Annotated in this window: 15 protein-coding genes and 2 tRNA genes; 7 read left to right on the top strand and 10 right to left on the bottom strand. The window is 70.2% G+C overall.

Annotated features, from left to right (window positions below; translation table 11 throughout):
* Positions 1-100 precede the first annotated feature (100 nt).
* The 3 genes from CFK38_RS06130 to CFK38_RS06120 all read right to left on the bottom strand — a co-directional run bounded on the left by CFK38_RS06130 (position 101) and on the right by CFK38_RS06120 (position 3016).
* A complete protein-coding gene (locus tag CFK38_RS06130; protein ID WP_096802286.1) occupies positions 101-1594 on the bottom strand; it encodes a catalase in 1494 nt (497 codons plus the stop codon).
* Between the two features lie 94 nt (positions 1595-1688).
* Complete coding sequence (locus CFK38_RS06125) at positions 1689-2150, bottom strand: Fur family transcriptional regulator (RefSeq protein ID WP_096802285.1); 462 nt, start codon at positions 2148-2150, stop codon at positions 1689-1691.
* 95 nt (positions 2151-2245) lie between these two features.
* Entirely contained in the window at positions 2246-3016 is a 771-nt protein-coding gene (locus tag CFK38_RS06120) for an SDR family NAD(P)-dependent oxidoreductase (RefSeq protein ID WP_096802284.1), read from the bottom strand.
* Between the two features lie 134 nt (positions 3017-3150).
* On the opposite strand from CFK38_RS06120, the gene CFK38_RS06115 reads away from it, so the two are divergent.
* A complete protein-coding gene (locus tag CFK38_RS06115; protein ID WP_096802283.1) occupies positions 3151-3876 on the top strand; it encodes an SDR family oxidoreductase in 726 nt (241 codons plus the stop codon).
* A 72-nt stretch (positions 3877-3948) separates the two neighbouring features.
* Here CFK38_RS06115 and CFK38_RS06110 read toward each other — a convergent pair.
* Positions 3949-4021, bottom strand: a tRNA-Thr gene (locus CFK38_RS06110).
* 265 nt (positions 4022-4286) lie between these two features.
* Between CFK38_RS06110 and CFK38_RS06105 the strand changes: the two genes are divergently transcribed.
* Together CFK38_RS06105 and CFK38_RS06100 are read left to right on the top strand one after the other, a co-directional pair.
* Positions 4287-5711 (top strand): Gfo/Idh/MocA family protein, encoded by a 1425-nt coding sequence (locus tag CFK38_RS06105; protein ID WP_096802282.1) that lies wholly within the window; start codon positions 4287-4289, stop codon positions 5709-5711.
* Positions 5708-6760: an NEW3 domain-containing protein gene (locus CFK38_RS06100; RefSeq protein WP_218192348.1), complete on the top strand. Its 1053-nt coding sequence runs from the start codon at positions 5708-5710 to the stop codon at positions 6758-6760. The genes CFK38_RS06105 and CFK38_RS06100 overlap by 4 nt, the downstream gene beginning before the upstream one ends.
* A gap of 91 nt (positions 6761-6851) precedes the next feature.
* Here CFK38_RS06100 and CFK38_RS06095 read toward each other — a convergent pair whose 3' ends face one another.
* The 3 genes from CFK38_RS06095 to CFK38_RS06085 form a co-directional block, all read right to left on the bottom strand.
* Entirely contained in the window at positions 6852-8480 is a 1629-nt protein-coding gene (locus CFK38_RS06095; RefSeq protein WP_096802281.1) for an alpha/beta hydrolase, read from the bottom strand.
* Positions 8481-8577: 97 nt separating this feature from the next.
* Positions 8578-9312, bottom strand: coding sequence for an ABC transporter permease (locus CFK38_RS06090; RefSeq protein ID WP_096802280.1), 735 nt, complete (start codon positions 9310-9312; stop codon positions 8578-8580).
* Between the two features lie 34 nt (positions 9313-9346).
* The gene (locus CFK38_RS06085) at positions 9347-10351 is read right to left on the bottom strand and encodes an ABC transporter ATP-binding protein (protein ID WP_245851243.1); all 1005 of its coding nucleotides are present in this window, start codon (positions 10349-10351) and stop codon (positions 9347-9349) included.
* A gap of 200 nt (positions 10352-10551) precedes the next feature.
* Between CFK38_RS06085 and CFK38_RS06080 the strand changes: the two genes are divergently transcribed.
* A complete protein-coding gene (locus tag CFK38_RS06080; protein WP_245851242.1) occupies positions 10552-11685 on the top strand; it encodes a sensor histidine kinase in 1134 nt (377 codons plus the stop codon).
* Positions 11667-12350: a response regulator gene (locus tag CFK38_RS06075; RefSeq protein WP_218192347.1), complete on the top strand. Its 684-nt coding sequence runs from the start codon at positions 11667-11669 to the stop codon at positions 12348-12350. The genes CFK38_RS06080 and CFK38_RS06075 overlap by 19 nt, the downstream gene beginning before the upstream one ends.
* A gap of 42 nt (positions 12351-12392) precedes the next feature.
* Here the strand turns inward: CFK38_RS06075 and CFK38_RS06070 are convergent, their stop codons facing one another.
* Positions 12393-12758 carry a metallopeptidase family protein gene (locus CFK38_RS06070; RefSeq protein ID WP_096802279.1) on the bottom strand — a complete coding sequence of 122 codons (366 nt, stop codon included), beginning with the start codon at positions 12756-12758 and terminating at the stop codon, positions 12393-12395.
* Between the two features lie 278 nt (positions 12759-13036).
* Here CFK38_RS06070 and CFK38_RS06065 point away from each other — a divergent pair.
* Both CFK38_RS06065 and CFK38_RS06060 read left to right on the top strand, forming a co-directional pair.
* Positions 13037-13109 (top strand) — tRNA-Glu (locus tag CFK38_RS06065).
* A gap of 131 nt (positions 13110-13240) precedes the next feature.
* Entirely contained in the window at positions 13241-14338 is a 1098-nt protein-coding gene (locus tag CFK38_RS06060) for a tyrosine-type recombinase/integrase (protein WP_096802278.1), read from the top strand.
* Between the two features lie 367 nt (positions 14339-14705).
* Here the strand turns inward: CFK38_RS06060 and CFK38_RS06055 are convergent, their stop codons facing one another.
* Both CFK38_RS06055 and CFK38_RS17100 read right to left on the bottom strand, forming a co-directional pair.
* Positions 14706-14981 carry a hypothetical protein gene (locus CFK38_RS06055; RefSeq protein ID WP_096802277.1) on the bottom strand — a complete coding sequence of 92 codons (276 nt, stop codon included), beginning with the start codon at positions 14979-14981 and terminating at the stop codon, positions 14706-14708.
* Positions 14982-15013: 32 nt separating this feature from the next.
* Positions 15014-15679: a hypothetical protein gene (locus CFK38_RS17100; RefSeq protein ID WP_157773381.1), complete on the bottom strand. Its 666-nt coding sequence runs from the start codon at positions 15677-15679 to the stop codon at positions 15014-15016.
* Positions 15680-15695 lie beyond the last annotated feature (16 nt).

Genomic DNA, 15695 nt, shown 5'->3' with positions numbered 1-15695 from the left:
CGGCGCGACACCGGGATGACGAGACGCGGCCCGCCCCGTGGAGGGGCGGGCCGCGTTCGTGGTGCGGGCCCGGTGCCGTGATCGGCACCGTGGCCGCGGATCAGGCGTTCAGCGGATCGCCACCGGGCTGCTCGTCGCCCTTGGAGGCACCGACCGCGAGCTCGATGCGCTCGCCGATGGTGGCATCGACGTTCTTCCAGTACTGCAGCGCCTTGCCCAGGACCGGCTCCTCGACCGTGCTCAGCGAGCCGGCGACGGTCTCGACGAACTCGTCGCGCTGGGCATCGCTGAAGACCTCACGCACCATGATGCCGGGCTGGACGAAGTCGCCGTCCTCGGCGTGCAGGGTGTAGGCGGCGCGCACCATCTCGCCGTCGGCCTCCCAGCCGTTGTCCACCGGTCCCTGCTCGTCCTGGTAGCCGCGACCGTAGGAGTTCGGCGCGTACACCGGTGCGTCACCGCTGTGCAGGAACTGCATGTGCCCCTCCTTGTCGTAGGAGTTCGTGGGCACGATCGGCTGGTTCACCGGCAGCTGGTTGAAGTTGGTGCCGATGCGGTGGCGCTGCGCGTCGGGGTAGGAGAAGACGCGGCCCAGCAGCATCTTGTCCGGGGAGATGCCCGTGCCCGGCACGGTGTTCGAGGGGCTGAAGGCGGCCTGCTCGATCTGCGCGAAGTGGTTCTTCGGGTTCTTGTTCAGCGTGAAGCGGCCGACCTTGATCAGCGGGTAGTCCGCGTGCGGGACCGTCTTGGTCAGGTCGAAGATGTTGAAGCGGTAGGACTTCGCATCCTCATAGGGGATGACCTGCACGGACATCGTCCAGCTGGGGTTCTCGCCGCGCGCGATCGCGTCGAAGAGATCCCGGCGGTGGTGATCGCTGTCCGAACCGGCGATCTTCTCGGCCTCCTCGTTGCTGAGGAACTCCACGCCCTGGTCGGTGTGGAAGTGGTACTTGATCCAGAACTTCTCACCGGACTCGTTGACCCACATGTAGGTGTGCGAGCCGTAGCCGTTCATGTGGCGCCACGACTTGGGCAGGCCGCGCTGACCCATCACGTAGGTCACCTGGTGGGCGGTCTCCGGCGAGTTCGACCAGAAGTCCCACTGCATGTGGTTGGAGCGCAGGCTCGAGTCCGGGGTGCGCTTCTGGCTGTGGATGAAGTCGGGGAACTTCATCGGGTCGCGCAGGAAGAAGACCGGGGTGTTGTTGCCGACGATGTCGAAGTTGCCCTGCTGGGTGTAGAACTTCAGCGCGAAACCGCGCACGTCGCGCCAGGTGTCGGGCGAGCCGAGCTCACCGGCGACGGTGGAGAAGCGGGCCAGCATCGGGGTCTTGCGACCCTTCTGGAACAGGTCCGCCTTGGTGTACTGCGAGACGTCCTCGGTGATCTCGAGCTCGCCGAAGGCGCCGGAGCCCTTCGCATGGGGGCTGCGCTCCGGGACCCGCTCGCGGTCGAAGCGGGCGAGCTTCTCGACCAGGGCGACGTCGTGCAGCATCAGCGGGCCGTCGGCGCCGAGGCTCAGCGAATGCGCGTCGGACTCGCGGGGCGCACCGGACTCTGTGGTGCTCGGGATCGTGGGATCGAAGTCGGTCATCTGCATCTCCTGTGTGGTGAGGGATTCTGACAAGGCGTAAGGAAAAGTCTCGATAGTGGTGCCGGAGGCGGGGCTCCGCAGCCTCCGGCAGGGGTCAGGGGGTGCCGGGCGCCGGGCGCCCCGCCGTGCGGACGGCCTTCGCCGCTCGGCAGTCCGAGCAGACGCCGCGGTAGACGACGTCCGCGATCTCGACGTCGAAGCCCAGATCGTCGTGCGGGACCAGGCAGGGCGCCTCGCCCACCGCACAGGCGACATCCTCGAGCCGACCGCACTCGCGACAGACCAGATGGTGATGGTTGTCGTGACGGTGGAGCTCGTACTGCATGCTGCGCCCGCCCACCGCGACCCGGCGCAGCAGCTCCGCGTCGGAGAGGGCGTTGAGGACGTCGTAGACCGCCTGGCGGGACACGGTCCCCAGGCGCTCGCGGACGTCATGGGCGATGGTCTCCGCATCAGCATGCGGATGCGCCTCGACCGCCGACAGCGTCGCGAGCCGCGGAGCGGTCACGCGCAGCCCCGCGCCCCGGAGGGCGGAGGTGTGGTCGATGGTCGTCATGGGCTCAGCGTACCCCGCTTTCTGGACAGACTCAAAAAAACGTCATGGCCCAGACGAGAAGGGGGTCGTCCCGCGGCGGTCACCGCCGGTCGCGCTCAGCCCCGAGCCGCCGCCCCCGGGTCCTGGGTGGCGAACTTCCCACCGCTGACGTCCAGCAGCGCGCCCGTGATGTAGCCGGAGAGATCCCCGGCCAGGAACAGGCAGAGGTTCGCCACATCCTCGGGCAGCCCCCACCGCCGGATGCTCAGCTGATCGAGCTTCGCGGACGCCGCCGCGTCCTCGAGCGCCGAGAAGCCGTTCATCGCCGTGGGGATCATGCCGGGGGCGTAGGCGTTGACCGTGATCCCCCAGGGGCCGAGCTCGCTCGCCAGCACCCGGGTCATCTGCACCACCGCGGCCTTCGAGGCGCCGTAGGCGGCGGCGTCCACGCTGGGGATGATCGCCGCGAACGACGCCGCGTTGATGATCCGTCCCCCGCGCTGCCTCTTCATCAGCGGGATCACGGCCTGGCAGGTGTTCAGCACCCCGCGCACGTTGACCGCGAAGACCTGGTCCCACAGCGCGGGATCGAAGCTCTCCAGCGGACCCTCGGCGTTGATCCCGGCATTGTTGATCAGCACGTCGAGCCGCCCGAACTGCTCATCGACCCTCGCGATCGCCTCCCGCACCTGGACGGGATCGGTGATGTCGCACTCCAGCACCAGGTCGGCGAGGGACTCCTCGCGCAGTGCGGCGAGCGCACCGGCATCACGGTCGAGTGCGACCACCCGGGCGCCCTCGCGGTGGAAGGTCTGCGCGATGGTGCGGCCGATGCCCCGGCCGGCACCGGTGACGAGCACGACGCGCCCGGACAGATCGATCTGCATGGTTCTCCTTCGATCAGGGCGCGGCAGCACGGGTGCGCTCTACGCTGGACAGGACCCGGCAACGGGGCCAGGGACACCTGCCCTCAGCCTCGCTCCCGCGCGGGACGGGGTCAAGGCAGCAGAAGGAGGCAGCGATGGAGACACGCACCGTGTGGGTGACCGGCGCGGGATCGGGCATGGGCAGGGCCTCGGCGCTGGCCGCGGCTCAGGACGGCCGGCCGATCGCACTCTCCGGCCGGCGGTCACCGCAGCTCGAGCAGGTGGCCGCGGAGATCCGGGCCGCCGGCGGCACCGCACTCGTGGTGCCGCTGGATGTCACGGACCGGGCCGCGGTGCGCACGGCAGCCACCAGGATCGAGCAGGAGCTCGGCGGGATCGAGGCGCTGGTGCTGTCCGCGGGCCTGAACGCACCCCGCCGCTCCTGGCGGGACCAGGAGCTCGAGGAGTTCACCGCGATCACCGAGACCAACCTGCTAGGGCCGGTCTCCGTCATCGATGCCGTCCTGCCCGGCATGCGCGAGCGCGGTGCCGGCACGATCGTGCTCATCTCCTCGTACGCGGCCTGGCGCTTCTCGCCGGATGCCGGCACGGCCTACAGCGCCTCGAAGACGGCGCTCGGCCCGCTGGCGGCGACGCTGAACGCGCAGGAGAACCGGCACGGCATCCGGGCCTGTCACCTCTGCCCCGGGGACGTGGACAGCGACTTCCTGGATCAGCGGCCCCGAGTGCCGGGTGCCGCGGATCGGGCGGTCATGCTCACCGCCGAGGACATCGGCCGGGCAGTGTCGTTCGTGCTGACCAGCCCACCGCACGTCGTCATCGACGAGCTGGTGATCAGCCCCGCGAAGCCCGCCACCTGAGCAGCGGGGCCTGCACAGCACGAGGGCCCCGCTCCTGTGTCTCACAGGTGCGGGGCCCTACGTCGCGCACGGAGCCGCCTATCGGAATCGAACCGATGACCTATTCATTACGAGTGAATCGCTCTACCGACTGAGCTAAGGCGGCATGTCCACCGGTCACGCGGCGGACCGGATCACTCTACGGGGCACACGCGGCCGAGCGCAAAAGCGTACGGCGCGATCCCTGTCACGCCCCGTCCCGGGGAGCGCTCGGACGACCACAGACCCTCGTCGAGGCATGTAAAACCTTTGACACTCACTCTTCGAGATGAGAGGCTCCTCACACTTCTGGTCAGAAGTCGTCCAGATCAGGAGACCTCTCGTGTCGAGGTCGACGCGAGGCTGACCCGCACACCACGAGGTGATCCTGCATGCCCCTACCCCCTCTCCCCTCCCGACGAACCCTCCTCACCGGTGCCGGACTCTCCGGCGTCGGAGCCCTCGGCGCCATGACCACCTCCGCCGCCGGTGCCGCCCCATTGCCTGCGAAGAAGCCCGCCGACGCACCCCTGCGCGGCGAGGCCTCGATGATCGGGACCCCCTACGACCAGCGCGACACCGTGCGCATCGGTCTGATCGGGCTCGGTGCCCGCGGCAGCACCATGGCCGCGGGCTGGGCCGCCGTGCCGGGCACCTCGGTGGACGCGGTGTGCGACATCCGCGCCGACCGTGCCACCCGCACCGCCGACTCCCTGGAGGAGATCGGGCATCCCCGCCCGCTCGAGTTCGGCGGCGCCGACACCTCCTTCCAGGAGATGCTCGATACCGTCGAGCTGGACCTCGTGTACGTCGCGACGCCCTGGGAGTTCCACTACGCCCACGGCAAGGCCTCCCTCGAGGCCGGGGCCAACGCCGTGGTCGAGCTCCCGGTGGCCTGCGAGATCGATGAGCTCTGGGACCTGGTGGCCACCAGCGAGAAGACCGGCAAGCACCTCTCCCTCTCCGAGAACACCTGCTACGGCCGCAACGAGCTCGCGATGATGCGCGCCGCCCACGCCGGACTGTTCGGCGACTTGACGAACGGGCACGGCGGCTACCTGCACGACCTGCGTGCGCTGATGTTCAACGAGGACTACTACACCGATCACTGGCGGCGCACCTGGCACACCACCCACAACCGGTCCTTCTACGCGATGCACGGCCTCGGTCCGGTCGCCAATGCCATGGACATCAACCGCGGCGATCGCATCACCACCATCCGGGCGACCGCCACCGCATCCCGGGCGCTCGCCGACTACCGCGAGCGGTTCATGCCCGCGGACCATCCCTCCTGGGAGGACACCTACATCAAGGGCGACCTGATCACCTGCCTGCACGACACCGAGCGGGGCCGCGTGATCCGCACCGAGCACGACGTCTCCTCGCCCCGCCCGTACAGCAGGATCAACTCGATCGCCGGCACCCGCGGCATGTTCGAGGACTATGTGCCGGTCGGGACGTCCGGGGCCCGGATCTACACCGAGCCCGAGCACGGTGACCACGCCTGGCGGTCCTTCGACAGCTATCGCGAGGAGTTCGACCACTGGCTGTGGCGCAACGTCGGTGACGATGCCGAGCAGAACGGCGGCCACGGCGGCATCGACTACCTGCTGCAGTGGCGCTTCGTGCAGTGCATCCGCCTCGGCCTCGTCCCGGACATCGACGTGTACGACTCCGCGACCTGGTGCGCCCCGGTGCCGCTCAGCGAGGACTCGATCAACCAGGGCGGCGCCGTGCTCGAGATGCCCGATTTCACCCGCGGACGCTGGTCCGAGGTCCGTCAGGGAATGGATTCCCGCGAGAAGGAGATGCCGTGAACCCCACTGCCGCACCGCACCGCACGAGCTCGGAGAGCCCGCTCGCCGTCCCGGATCTCGAGGCCGCGCCACGACACCCACCGGTGGCCGCCCGTGCCCTGGTGGGGATCGTGCTCGCCCTGCTGGTCTCCCTCGCCGCCGCCGGGAACGCCCTGGCCGCGACGACCGCCCCGCAGACCACCGTGCAGATCTCCTCGGTCGACCTCACGCAGCAGGACACCATCCAGACGGTCACCGTCACCGTCACCAACTCGTCCCGGCGGCCGATGCTCCGCACGAACGTCTCGCTGCGGGGACCGGCCGGGTGGACCGTCGGCCCGGAGTCGATCGACGTCCGACGGATCGGTGCCGACGAGAGCGCCCGTGCGGTCTTCGACGTGCGCGTCCCCACCCTCCGCGAGGGGTTCCGCATGTACCCCTTCACCGCCACCATCGCCTATCACGGCGGTGATCGCCTCGACACGGCGTCCCAGGAGCTCATGCTGACCTCCGGCCAGCCCGTCGGCTCGATCGCCGAGGCCCGCAACAACGTCGGCGTCACCACCCTGGAGACCCGTGCCGACGGCGACTTCGACGGATACGGCAACTCGTTCTCCGCCGAGGCCCTCGAAGCCGTCGGGGTGACCCCCGGCGCCGTCCTCGAGGGTGCGGGGGCCGAGTTCACCTGGCCCGACGTCGCCGCCGACCAGGTCGACAACGTCGCCGCCTCCGGGCAGGCCATCGACGTCGGGACTGCAGGGAGCCGGATCGCCTTCCTCACCTCGGGCTCGGGGTTGAACGCGACCGGCACCGTGAGAGTCTTCTACACCGACGGCACGAGCTCCGAGGGCACCCTCGGAGTGCCGAACTGGACCGGGACCGGCGCGAACCCCGACGCCGAAGTCGTCGCCGCGTCCAAGGGCCGCAACCGGCCCGACGGCTACGGGAACGAGAACGGCACCTACAGCGTCTTCGCGACGGCGATCGAGGTGGATCCCGCCAGGACGATCGACTTCGTGGTGCTGCCGGCGAACTCCTCGATCCACGTATTCGACATGGTCGTCAGCTGAGGCTCCCCGCGAGCATCCCGGACGCGCCGACGGGGCGCGGAGGTCTCCCTCCGCGCCCCGTCGGCGCATGCCGGGGGAGCAGTCCTGCTGCTCAGCAGGTCAGCCCGTCCTCCGGCACCGTGCCCTCGAGCAGGTACGCATCGACCGGTTCCTCGATGCAGCCGCCGGAGCGGCCGTAGGCGGTGTGGCCGTTGCCCTCGAAGGTGAGCAGCACCGCCTCGTCCAGCTGCGCGGAGAGGTTCTCGGCCCAGGCGTAGGGAGTGGCCGGATCACCGGTGGTGCCGATGACCACGATCGGGCCGGCCCCCTCGGCGGAGATCGGGGCGGGCTCCCGCAGCGGCGGCACCGGCCAGTGCGTGCAGCCGCCCCCTCCCAGCATCGCACCGAAGGTCGGGAACTCCTCCGCCAGCCGCTCCGCCTCCTTCTGCACCCAGGCGTCGTCGGCCACCCCGGGGTGGTCCAGGCAGTTCACGGCCGTGATCGCGAACATGGCGTTGGTGCGGTAGGTGCCGTCGGGCTCACGCTCCGAGGAGAGGTCGGCGATGTTCAGCAGCTGGGCGCCGTCGCCCTGCAGCGCATCGGTCAGGGCCTCGCGTCCGAACTGCCACAGCCCGTCCTCGTACAGCAGGGTGATCACCGCCGAGCGGGCCATCGCACCGGTGAGGGGACGCTCGGGATCGCCGGTGTCCAGCGGGGACTCGTCGAGGGAGGAGAAGAAGGCGGTCAGCTGCTGCTTCGCCTCCGCCTCGGTGCCGGTGAACGGACAGGCCGCGTCCCGTTCGAGGCAGTCGGCGAGGAACGCCTCGATCGCGTGCTCGAAGCCCTCCGCCTGCCCGGCGGCGATCTCGTTCATGGAGAGCGAGGGGTCCATCGCACCGTCGAGCACGAAACGGCCCACCCGGTCCGGATAGAGCTCGGCATAGCTGGCCCCGAGGTAGGTGCCGTAGGAGTAGCCGAGGTAGTCCAGCTGCTCGGAGCCGAGCGCGGCCCGGAGCACATCCATGTCGCGGGCGGCGGAGTAGGTGTCCAGGTAGGGCAGCACCTCCCCGGCGTGCGCCTCGCAGGCCTCGGCGATCCGGGCGCCCCACTCCTCGGAGAGCTGCGCGGCCTCGGCGGAGCCGGGTTCGGCGGTGGCGGCGAGGTACTCGTCGGTCTCCTCATCGCTCAGGCACTCGATCCCGGCGGAGCGGTTGACGCCCCGCGGATCGAAGCCGACCACGTCATAGGCGGCGCGGACGTCGGCCGAGATCATGAACGGTGCGCTCTCGAGGAAGTTCACCCCGGAACCGCCCGGGCCGCCGGGGTTGGTGACCAGGGAGCCGATCCGTTCTCCGGCGGCGGGCAGGCGCCCCACGGCGATCTCGATGTCACCGGCCGCGGGATCGTTCCAGACCAGCGGGACGGTCACGGTGCCGCACTCGAGCTCTTCCCCCTCCACCCCGTCGCAGGCGCCCCAGTCGATCTCCTGCCCAAAGTACTCCGCGTAGGCGGGGTCTGCGGCGGGGTCGGTGTCCAGGCCCATCGCGGCGGAGGTGCCGGTCTCCTCGAGCACGGGCCCCTCGGGGGAGGGCGCGGCGGTGGCGGAGGCATCGGGGCCCGCCGGCTCGCCGCCCTCCGGGGCGGGGTCGGCGCCGGTGCATCCGGCCAGGAGCAGGACCGCCGTGGCGGCGCCGGCGGCGAGACGGGACAGCGGGCGGCGGGCGCGGGCGGCATGGGCCATGCGGAGATCCTTGTCAGGGCGTTCGGGGCCGTGACCGGGGGGCGGAGCACGGGCCCGGCCATCTTAGGCCCCCGCCCCGCCCCCGGTCCCGGGATGGTCAGCCGACTTCGCGCAGCGACCAGCGACGGATCCCCCAGGCGGCGGGGAGGAGCACCAGCAGGGCCAGCGGCAGCAGTTCGAAGGCCCCCGCGGTCCCGGTCCCCAGCGCGGTGGCCGCCGCGGTCAGGTCCACCGCCCGCACGATGTCGCTGATCAGCTCGGACCCGAAGGTCATGGTGAGCACGCCGGCGGTGCTGATCACGAAGGGCAGACCGATCGCGATGACCAGAGAGATCACCGTGGACTGCAGGAGGAGGCCCATGGCCAGGGAGAACAGCAGCGTCGCAGCCAGCACCGGCAGCTGGGTGGCCAGCAGGCTCTCGAAGGAGGAGAACACGGCCCCCTCCCCCATCAGCTCGCCGCCGATCCAGGTGGCGGCGGCGGCCAGGCCGATCGCCACCCCCACCAGCACCGCCACCACCACGGTCGCGGCGAGCACCTTGGAGGCCAGCACCGCCAGCCGTCCGGGGCGCTGCAGGAAGGTGTTCTGGATGGAGCGGTCGGACCACTCCCCCGCGGTCATCATCACCGCGATCACGGGGATGATCAGGCTCAGCGGCAGGCCCAGCACCACGAAGGTGAACTCCACGTCGGCGGTGCCCTGCGGCATCACGGCGGGCTGGATGAGCCCGCCGAGCGCGGCGAAGGCGAGCAGTGCCAGCACGGAGAGGGTCAGCAGGATCCTGGCACCGCGGGTGTCGAGGTAACTGCGCAGGTCGATATCGGGTCGCATGATGGAGGTCCTCCAGCGGGTCGGTTCGGGAAGGTCAGCGGCTCGTGGCCGGGGCGGGCTCGGCGGCCCGGGTCCCGTCGACGGCGGCTCCGGCGGACGGCACCTCCGGGGCGGGGTTCGCGGGGGTCTCGGCCTGGCCGGTGAGGGAGAAGAACACGTCCTCGAGACCGCCGCCCGCGGTGGCGCCGAGGGAGGTGAGCACCAGCTGCTCGCGCAGAGCGAGCCGCCCCATGTCCTCGGGCGCGAGGCTCACCTCGAGCTCCTCCTCGGCACGGCGCTCGTAGGCGATGCCGTGACGATCCAGCGCCGCGCTCAGCGCCTCGACATCGAGCGCGCTGACCCGCGTGCCCGAGCCCGCTGTCAGCTGCTCGAGGGTTCCTTCGCTGACCAGACGTCCCTGCGCGATCACCACCAGACGATCCACGGTGGCCTCGACCTCGCGGAGCTGATGGCTGGACAGCAGCACGGTGCCCCCGGCATCGGCGAAGGAGCGCAGCAGGCGACGCATCCAGCGGATCCCCTCGGGGTCCAGGCCGTTGGCCGGCTCGTCCAGCACCAGCACCCGGGGGTCGCCGATCAGTGCGACACCGATGCCGAGCCGCTGGCGCATGCCATAGGAGTAGCCGCCGACGCGCTTGCCCCCGGCGTCCTGCAGGCCGACCATCTCCAGCACCTCGTCGGCCCGCGCGGACGGCATGCCGACGGTGCGGGCCGTCAGCCGCAGGGTCTCCAGGCCGGTGCGTCCGTTGTGCAGGGCCCGGGCATCGAGCATCACCCCGATGGTGCGGGCCGGCTGGGAGAGGCTGCGGAAGCTCTCCCCGCCCACGAGCGCCTGTCCCTCATCCGCCCGGGCGAGGCCGGTGAGGATGCGCAGGGTGGTGGACTTGCCGGCACCGTTGGGGCCGAGGAAGCCGGTGACGGTCCCGGGGGCGCAGACGAAACTGAGATCGTCGACCGCGGCGCGGGTCCCGTACGTCTTGCGGAGGCCGCGCACCTCGAGGCTGATGCCCGTGGCTGCGGAAGGTGTCGTGGAGGTCATGGTTCGAGATTGCCCCGTCGGCCGGCGACGGACCAGCGACTCCGGGCGCGGCGGTGGACGACGAAGGTCGCCGCACGGATGCTCCGCGCGGGGGACCCCCTCGACCTCCGTCGGTGCCGGGGGCGACCGGGGGCGATCCTCCCGCTCCTGGGACCCATAGGTGCCCTGGTGGGAGCGGGCCGCGCCAGTAGAGTGAGGACGTGGACGAATTGGGAGCGCCGAGGCGGCATCGCTGGCAGGAGATCCTGCTGCTCGTCGTGGTGACGGCCGAGGCGGCGGCCCAGGTGGTGTTCGCGGCCTCCTCCCTCGACGTGTGGCGGGCCGGGCTGACGGTGGCGCTGGGACTCCTGCTGCTGCTGCGGCATCGTCACTGGCGCTGGCTGCTGCCGGTGCTGCTCGCGGTCAACGCGCTCTCGCTGTCGCTCGCGGTGCTGATCATCGTCACCTACGGCTATGCCACGCGCAGCCACCATCGCCTGCTCACCCTCCTGGTCGCGCTGCTGGCGGTGGTGACCGGCGCGGTGCCCTCGCTGCTCGAGCTGGGGCTGGGGCCGCGCATAGGACTGACCGGGCTGCTGGTGATCATCCTGGTGGTGGCCGCCTCGGCCGCGACCGGGATGTACACCTCGACCCGCCGGGCACTGCTGGCGCAGCTGCAGCAGCGCGCGGAGCAGGCGGAATCCGGCCGGGCGGCGGCGGAGGAGCAGGCTCGCCGCGCAGAGCGCACCCGCATCGCCCGCGAGATGCACGACATCGTCGCCCACAAGATCTCGCTGGTGGCCATGCACGCCGGGGCGCTCGAGGTGAACCCGACGCTCGAACGCGCCCAGGTGCAGCAGTCCGCCGGCCTGATCCGGCAGACCGCCACGACAGCGCTCTCGGAGCTGCGGGAGGTGCTGGGCGTGCTGCGCGGCGACGGCGAGGAGGCCCCGCTCGCACCGCAGCCGACCTGGGAGGATGTGCGCCGCCTGGTGACCACCTCGCAGGAGGCCGGGATCGCCATCGACCTCTTCGACTTCATCGACGACGACGTGCCGGACCCCCTGGCGCGCACCGCCTACCGGGTGGTGCAGGAGGGGCTGACCAACATCCACAAGCACGCCCTGCACACCAGGGCGCGGGTGGCGCTGATCGGCGAGCCCGGCACGGAGCTGGTGATCGAGGTCAGTAATGTGCTCCCCAAGGGGTTCACGACCGATCTTCCCGGGGCACGGATGGGGCTCTCGGGCATCGAGACACGGGTGACCCACGCGGGCGGGACCATCACGTCGGGACCCACCGACGACGGACGATTCGAAGTGAGGGCGGTGATCCCGTGGCCGAGGGCGACGTGACGCGCGTAGGACTGATCGACGACGACTCCCTGGTGCGCGCCGGGCTGGCGATGATCCTCGGAGCAGATCCCGGCATCGAGGTGGTCGCGCAGGGCGGCGACGGCGCGGAGGCGGTGACGCTGGTGCAGAAGCACCGCCCGGACGTGCTGCTGATGGACGTGCGGATGCCGAAGCTCGACGGCATCACGGCGACCCAGGCCGTCTGCGAACTGCCCAGCCCGCCCAAGATCATCATGCTCACCACCTTCGACATGGACGAGTACGTGTTCCGGGCGCTCGAGGCGGGGGCCAGCGGCTTCCTGCTCAAGGACACCCCGCCGCAGGAGCTGGCCCGGGCCGTCCACGTGGTCGCCGCCGGTGAGGCGATGCTCTCCCCCACCATCACCCGGCGGATGCTCTCCCACTTCTCGGAAGCGAATCCGGGCTCGCACCAGGACCGCCATCCGGGCCTCGAGCAGCTCACCGAGCGGGAGACCGAGGTGCTCAGCGCCGTGGGAGCGGGGCTGTCCAATGCCCAGATCGGCATGCGGCTGTTCATGAGCGAGGCGACCGTGAAGGCGCACGTCTCGAAGATCTTCGCGAAGCTCGACTGCACCAATCGGGTGCAGATCGCGATCATCGCCCACGAGGCCGGGCTCACCGACCTCGATTCCGACGCGGTCTGACCCGCTCCGACCCGACGGACCAGCGCCCCGCCGCTCAGCCGCTCAGCCCCAGCCCAGCTCGTGGAGGCGGGCGTCGCTGATGCCGAACAGGTGACCGATCTCGTGCAGCACGGTCACCGCGATCTCCTCGACCAGGTGCTCGCGGGAGGAGGCGTGGCGCTGCAGCGGGCCGCGGAAGATGAAGATCCGGTCCGGCTGGGCATACCCCTGGAAGACGCTGCGCTGGTCCAGCGGGATCCCCTCGTACAGGCCCAGCAGCTCGCTGCCGCCGGACTGCTCGGGCGTCGGCTCCTCCTGGATCAGGATCGCCACGTTCGACTCGGCGATGGTGCGGGCGACCTCCTCGGGCAGCGAGTCCAGGGCATCGTCGACCGCTTCCTCGAACTCCTCGCGACTGATCCGGATCATGGCCCCATCGAACCATGTGGGGCTGAGCGGCAGGGCGGCCCTTCTACGCGCCCGGGGCATGGTCGAGAACTGGCGCGGTGGCGACAGGTATGCCGATATCTCCGCAGAGGTCGGCCTGAGGCCAGTACCCGACCACCCTGCCCGGGTACCGGTCGGGTCAGCGCAGCCCAGGGCGCAAGGAGCGCCCTCGGTGTCGGATACGCCGCATCGAGGCAGAACCCGGAGGCGACGGATCCCTGAGATGGGTATGCTTTTCGTCGGGCAGTTCTCTGCCCCGGGCCCCCATCGTCTAGAGGCCCAGGACACCGGCCTTTCACGCCGGCGACACGGGTTCGAATCCCGTTGGGGGTACGCTTCTGACCTGCACTGACGCTCGATTGTCGGACCTCCGGACTACAGTCCGGACTACATTCGAGTCTCAGGGAGTAGAGATAGCGTCGGTATCAGCACGTCCAAGGGCGGGCGGTACGGTGGCGTACAGGGTGCAGTTCAGGCTCACGAAGGGCGGCGCGCCCACGACGGAGACCTTCGAGACCGCTCACGAGGCCGGGGCTTTCGCGCAGCTGGTAGATCGGATCGGCGGCGCCGCGGCGCGGGCCAAGCGGATCGCGCTCGAGCGCTCGGGCCCGACGGCGCCCACACTCTCCGAGGTGCTCGAGGACTACATCACCGCGGCGCCGGACCTCACGCCGGGATCGGCCGGGGAGTACCGCCGGATCCTGCGCCGCTCCCTGCTCGAGGAGCGCCTGGGCGCGTTCCCCGTCTCGATGATCGATCGCGTCGACGTGGAGCAGTGGGTGCAGGCCCGCATGCTCACCCCCTCGGCGAAGACGAAGAAGGCCGTTTCCCCGAAGACCATCCGCAACGAGCACGGCCTCCTGTCCTCGCTGATGAAGCACTCGGTCGACCGCAGCTGGGCGACCTCGAACCCGTGCGAGAAGGTGCGGCTGCCGGAGTCCGAGGAGCACGAGCTCACGCTCCTCACCACCCAGCAGCTGGGCCGGATCCTGGACGCGACGAGCAAGCGGTACCGGCCGCTCGTGCTGCTGCTCGCCGCGACGGGTATGCGATGGGGCGAAGCGACGGCACTCACCTGGCGCGACATCGACTCCGCCGGCGCTCGGATCACGGTCCGCCAGGCCTGGAAGCACGACGAGGACGCCGGCCGGGTCCTAGGCCGCCCGAAGACCCGCCGCAGCTACCGCGTCATCGAGACGACGCCGAAGATCATCGCCTCCCTCGGCACCCCTGGGAAGGTCGAGCAGCTGGTGTTCCGCAACCGCGACGGCCGGAACGTCCAGCACCACACCTTCCACGAGTACCACTGGTCCCGCGCGGTCACGGCCGCGAAGCTCGACCCGCGCCCGCGGGTGCACGACCTCCGCTACTACGCGGCCTCACACATGATCGCCTCCGGCGCCGACCTCTTCGAGGTCTCCCGCGCCCTCGGCCACAAGTCCTTGAAGACGACGACCGACGTCTACGGCCACCTCGTGCCGACGCGCACGCGCCCGACCATCACCCACGCGAAGGAGCTCGAGACCCTCATGCAGTCGCCAGGAGCCACGAAGGCCGCCTGACTGACTACAGCCCAGCGCCCCCAGACCCGCTCCGCGCGGTTCTGGGGGCGCTCTCGTTCGTCTGGGACGCTCATGCGGCGCAGCGCGGCCGCACGCTCATGCTCCCCACGCTCCGGTGTCCTGGTTCCCCTCGGTCTCCTGCTCGAGGCCGAGCTCTAGCTGCTCGGCATGCTGGTCGTTCATGGGTGCTCCTCGGGAGACATGACCTGATGTGCGTCGTGGACGGCGCGCGCGATCTCGAGCAGGTCGTCGGCGTGCAGCGCGCCGGTGCGGGCACGGAGCATCGGGACAGTCACCCACAGCTCGTCGGCGAGCTCCTGCTCTCCCCTGGCCCAGCGGATGGCGCCGTGTAGCCGCTCCCACGGGATCAGCCGGCGGGGGCCCTGAGTGACACCTCGGCCTCGACTTCAGGCGTGCAGGTGCCTCCGTCGCCGTGCTCGAGGTGGACGAGCTCATGCGCGAGCGCGCAGCGCCGATCGACCTGCAGCAGCCGGTGCCGCATCCGGATCTCGTCGACGCCGTTGGTGTCCGCGAGCTTCCCATCGGGGATGTCGTCGGTGTGCTTGAGCTCGACGTGCGGCCAGTCTGTGCGGAGGATCCGCCACGGATTGTAGAGGAGGACCGGCGCCGTGTCTTCGCCCATGGCAGCGGACCGTACCCGCGGGCCCAGACAGGTCAGTCGAGGTCTATGCCGGTCTCGTCAGCCGCACTCGAGTTCGACCTCCTGCGCGCCCCAAATGCCCGCCCCAGGCTTTCAGCGAGCACGGCAACGCCTCCGATGACTGCTGCAATAAGGCCACCTTCCATGCCAAGGCTGGCCAGGACTATGCCCGTAACTAGCGTGGCTATCGGCAATCCGACGTAGCCGATCGCGAATATCTTGAGTGCCAGTGACTCAGCCCGAGAGCCCCGGTCGATGGCAGTCGCCTCAGCGATGGAGTTTCGCTCAGTGGCGTCTGCGGTGACCTCGGCATTGCGTGCGTACACCCTGAGGATCATTTCCGCAGCACCAGGCGACACTTGGTCGTAGCCGGCAAGCTCGCCAGGATCTGGAAGTGGAGCTACTCGAGCTACTTGGAACGAAGCGTGCTGGAACCCTGGGATTTCTTGCTGGTACCCCGGCCCGACTCCCGAATCGCCGACTCCATCTGACCCGCCGTCATCTCCCACGCGCGCGAGGTCAGATCCGGAGTCGATGGGGGCCTCGTGAGACGGACCTGGTTGACCGGCGTCGTGGCCATCCGCCACGCCCGAGTCATCCCCTTGCGGTAACCCGCAGTCGCTGTGCTCATGCTGCTCACCATAGCCCGATCGATCCTCCCCGTCATTCAGGTTGCTCACTGCCAGTCCTCCGAGT

Source organism: Brachybacterium vulturis (assembly GCF_002407185.1).
Taxonomy (GTDB): domain Bacteria; phylum Actinomycetota; class Actinomycetes; order Actinomycetales; family Dermabacteraceae; genus Brachybacterium; species Brachybacterium vulturis.
The sequence above is the reverse complement of the archived record's forward strand: the minus strand, read 5'-3'. Positions and strand labels throughout refer to the sequence as shown.

What these genes read in the sequence shown, in the direction of transcription:
- CFK38_RS06120 (WP_096802284.1), bottom strand. Translation starts at nt 3,016, where the DNA reads ATGCAGATCGATCTGTCCGGGCGCGTCGTGCTCGTCACCGGTGCCGGC.
- CFK38_RS06125 (WP_096802285.1), bottom strand. Translation starts at nt 2,150, where the DNA reads ATGACGACCATCGACCACACCTCCGCCCTCCGGGGCGCGGGGCTGCGC.
- CFK38_RS06085 (WP_245851243.1), bottom strand. Translation starts at nt 10,351, where the DNA reads ATGACCTCCACGACACCTTCCGCAGCCACGGGCATCAGCCTCGAGGTG.
- CFK38_RS06090 (WP_096802280.1), bottom strand. Translation starts at nt 9,312, where the DNA reads ATGCGACCCGATATCGACCTGCGCAGTTACCTCGACACCCGCGGTGCC.
- CFK38_RS06105 (WP_096802282.1), top strand. Translation starts at nt 4,287, where the DNA reads ATGCCCCTACCCCCTCTCCCCTCCCGACGAACCCTCCTCACCGGTGCC.
- CFK38_RS06115 (WP_096802283.1), top strand. Translation starts at nt 3,151, where the DNA reads ATGGAGACACGCACCGTGTGGGTGACCGGCGCGGGATCGGGCATGGGC.
- CFK38_RS06095 (WP_096802281.1), bottom strand. Translation starts at nt 8,480, where the DNA reads ATGGCCCATGCCGCCCGCGCCCGCCGCCCGCTGTCCCGTCTCGCCGCC.
- CFK38_RS06070 (WP_096802279.1), bottom strand. Translation starts at nt 12,758, where the DNA reads ATGATCCGGATCAGTCGCGAGGAGTTCGAGGAAGCGGTCGACGATGCC.
- CFK38_RS06130 (WP_096802286.1), bottom strand. Translation starts at nt 1,594, where the DNA reads ATGACCGACTTCGATCCCACGATCCCGAGCACCACAGAGTCCGGTGCG.
- CFK38_RS06055 (WP_096802277.1), bottom strand. Translation starts at nt 14,981, where the DNA reads ATGGGCGAAGACACGGCGCCGGTCCTCCTCTACAATCCGTGGCGGATC.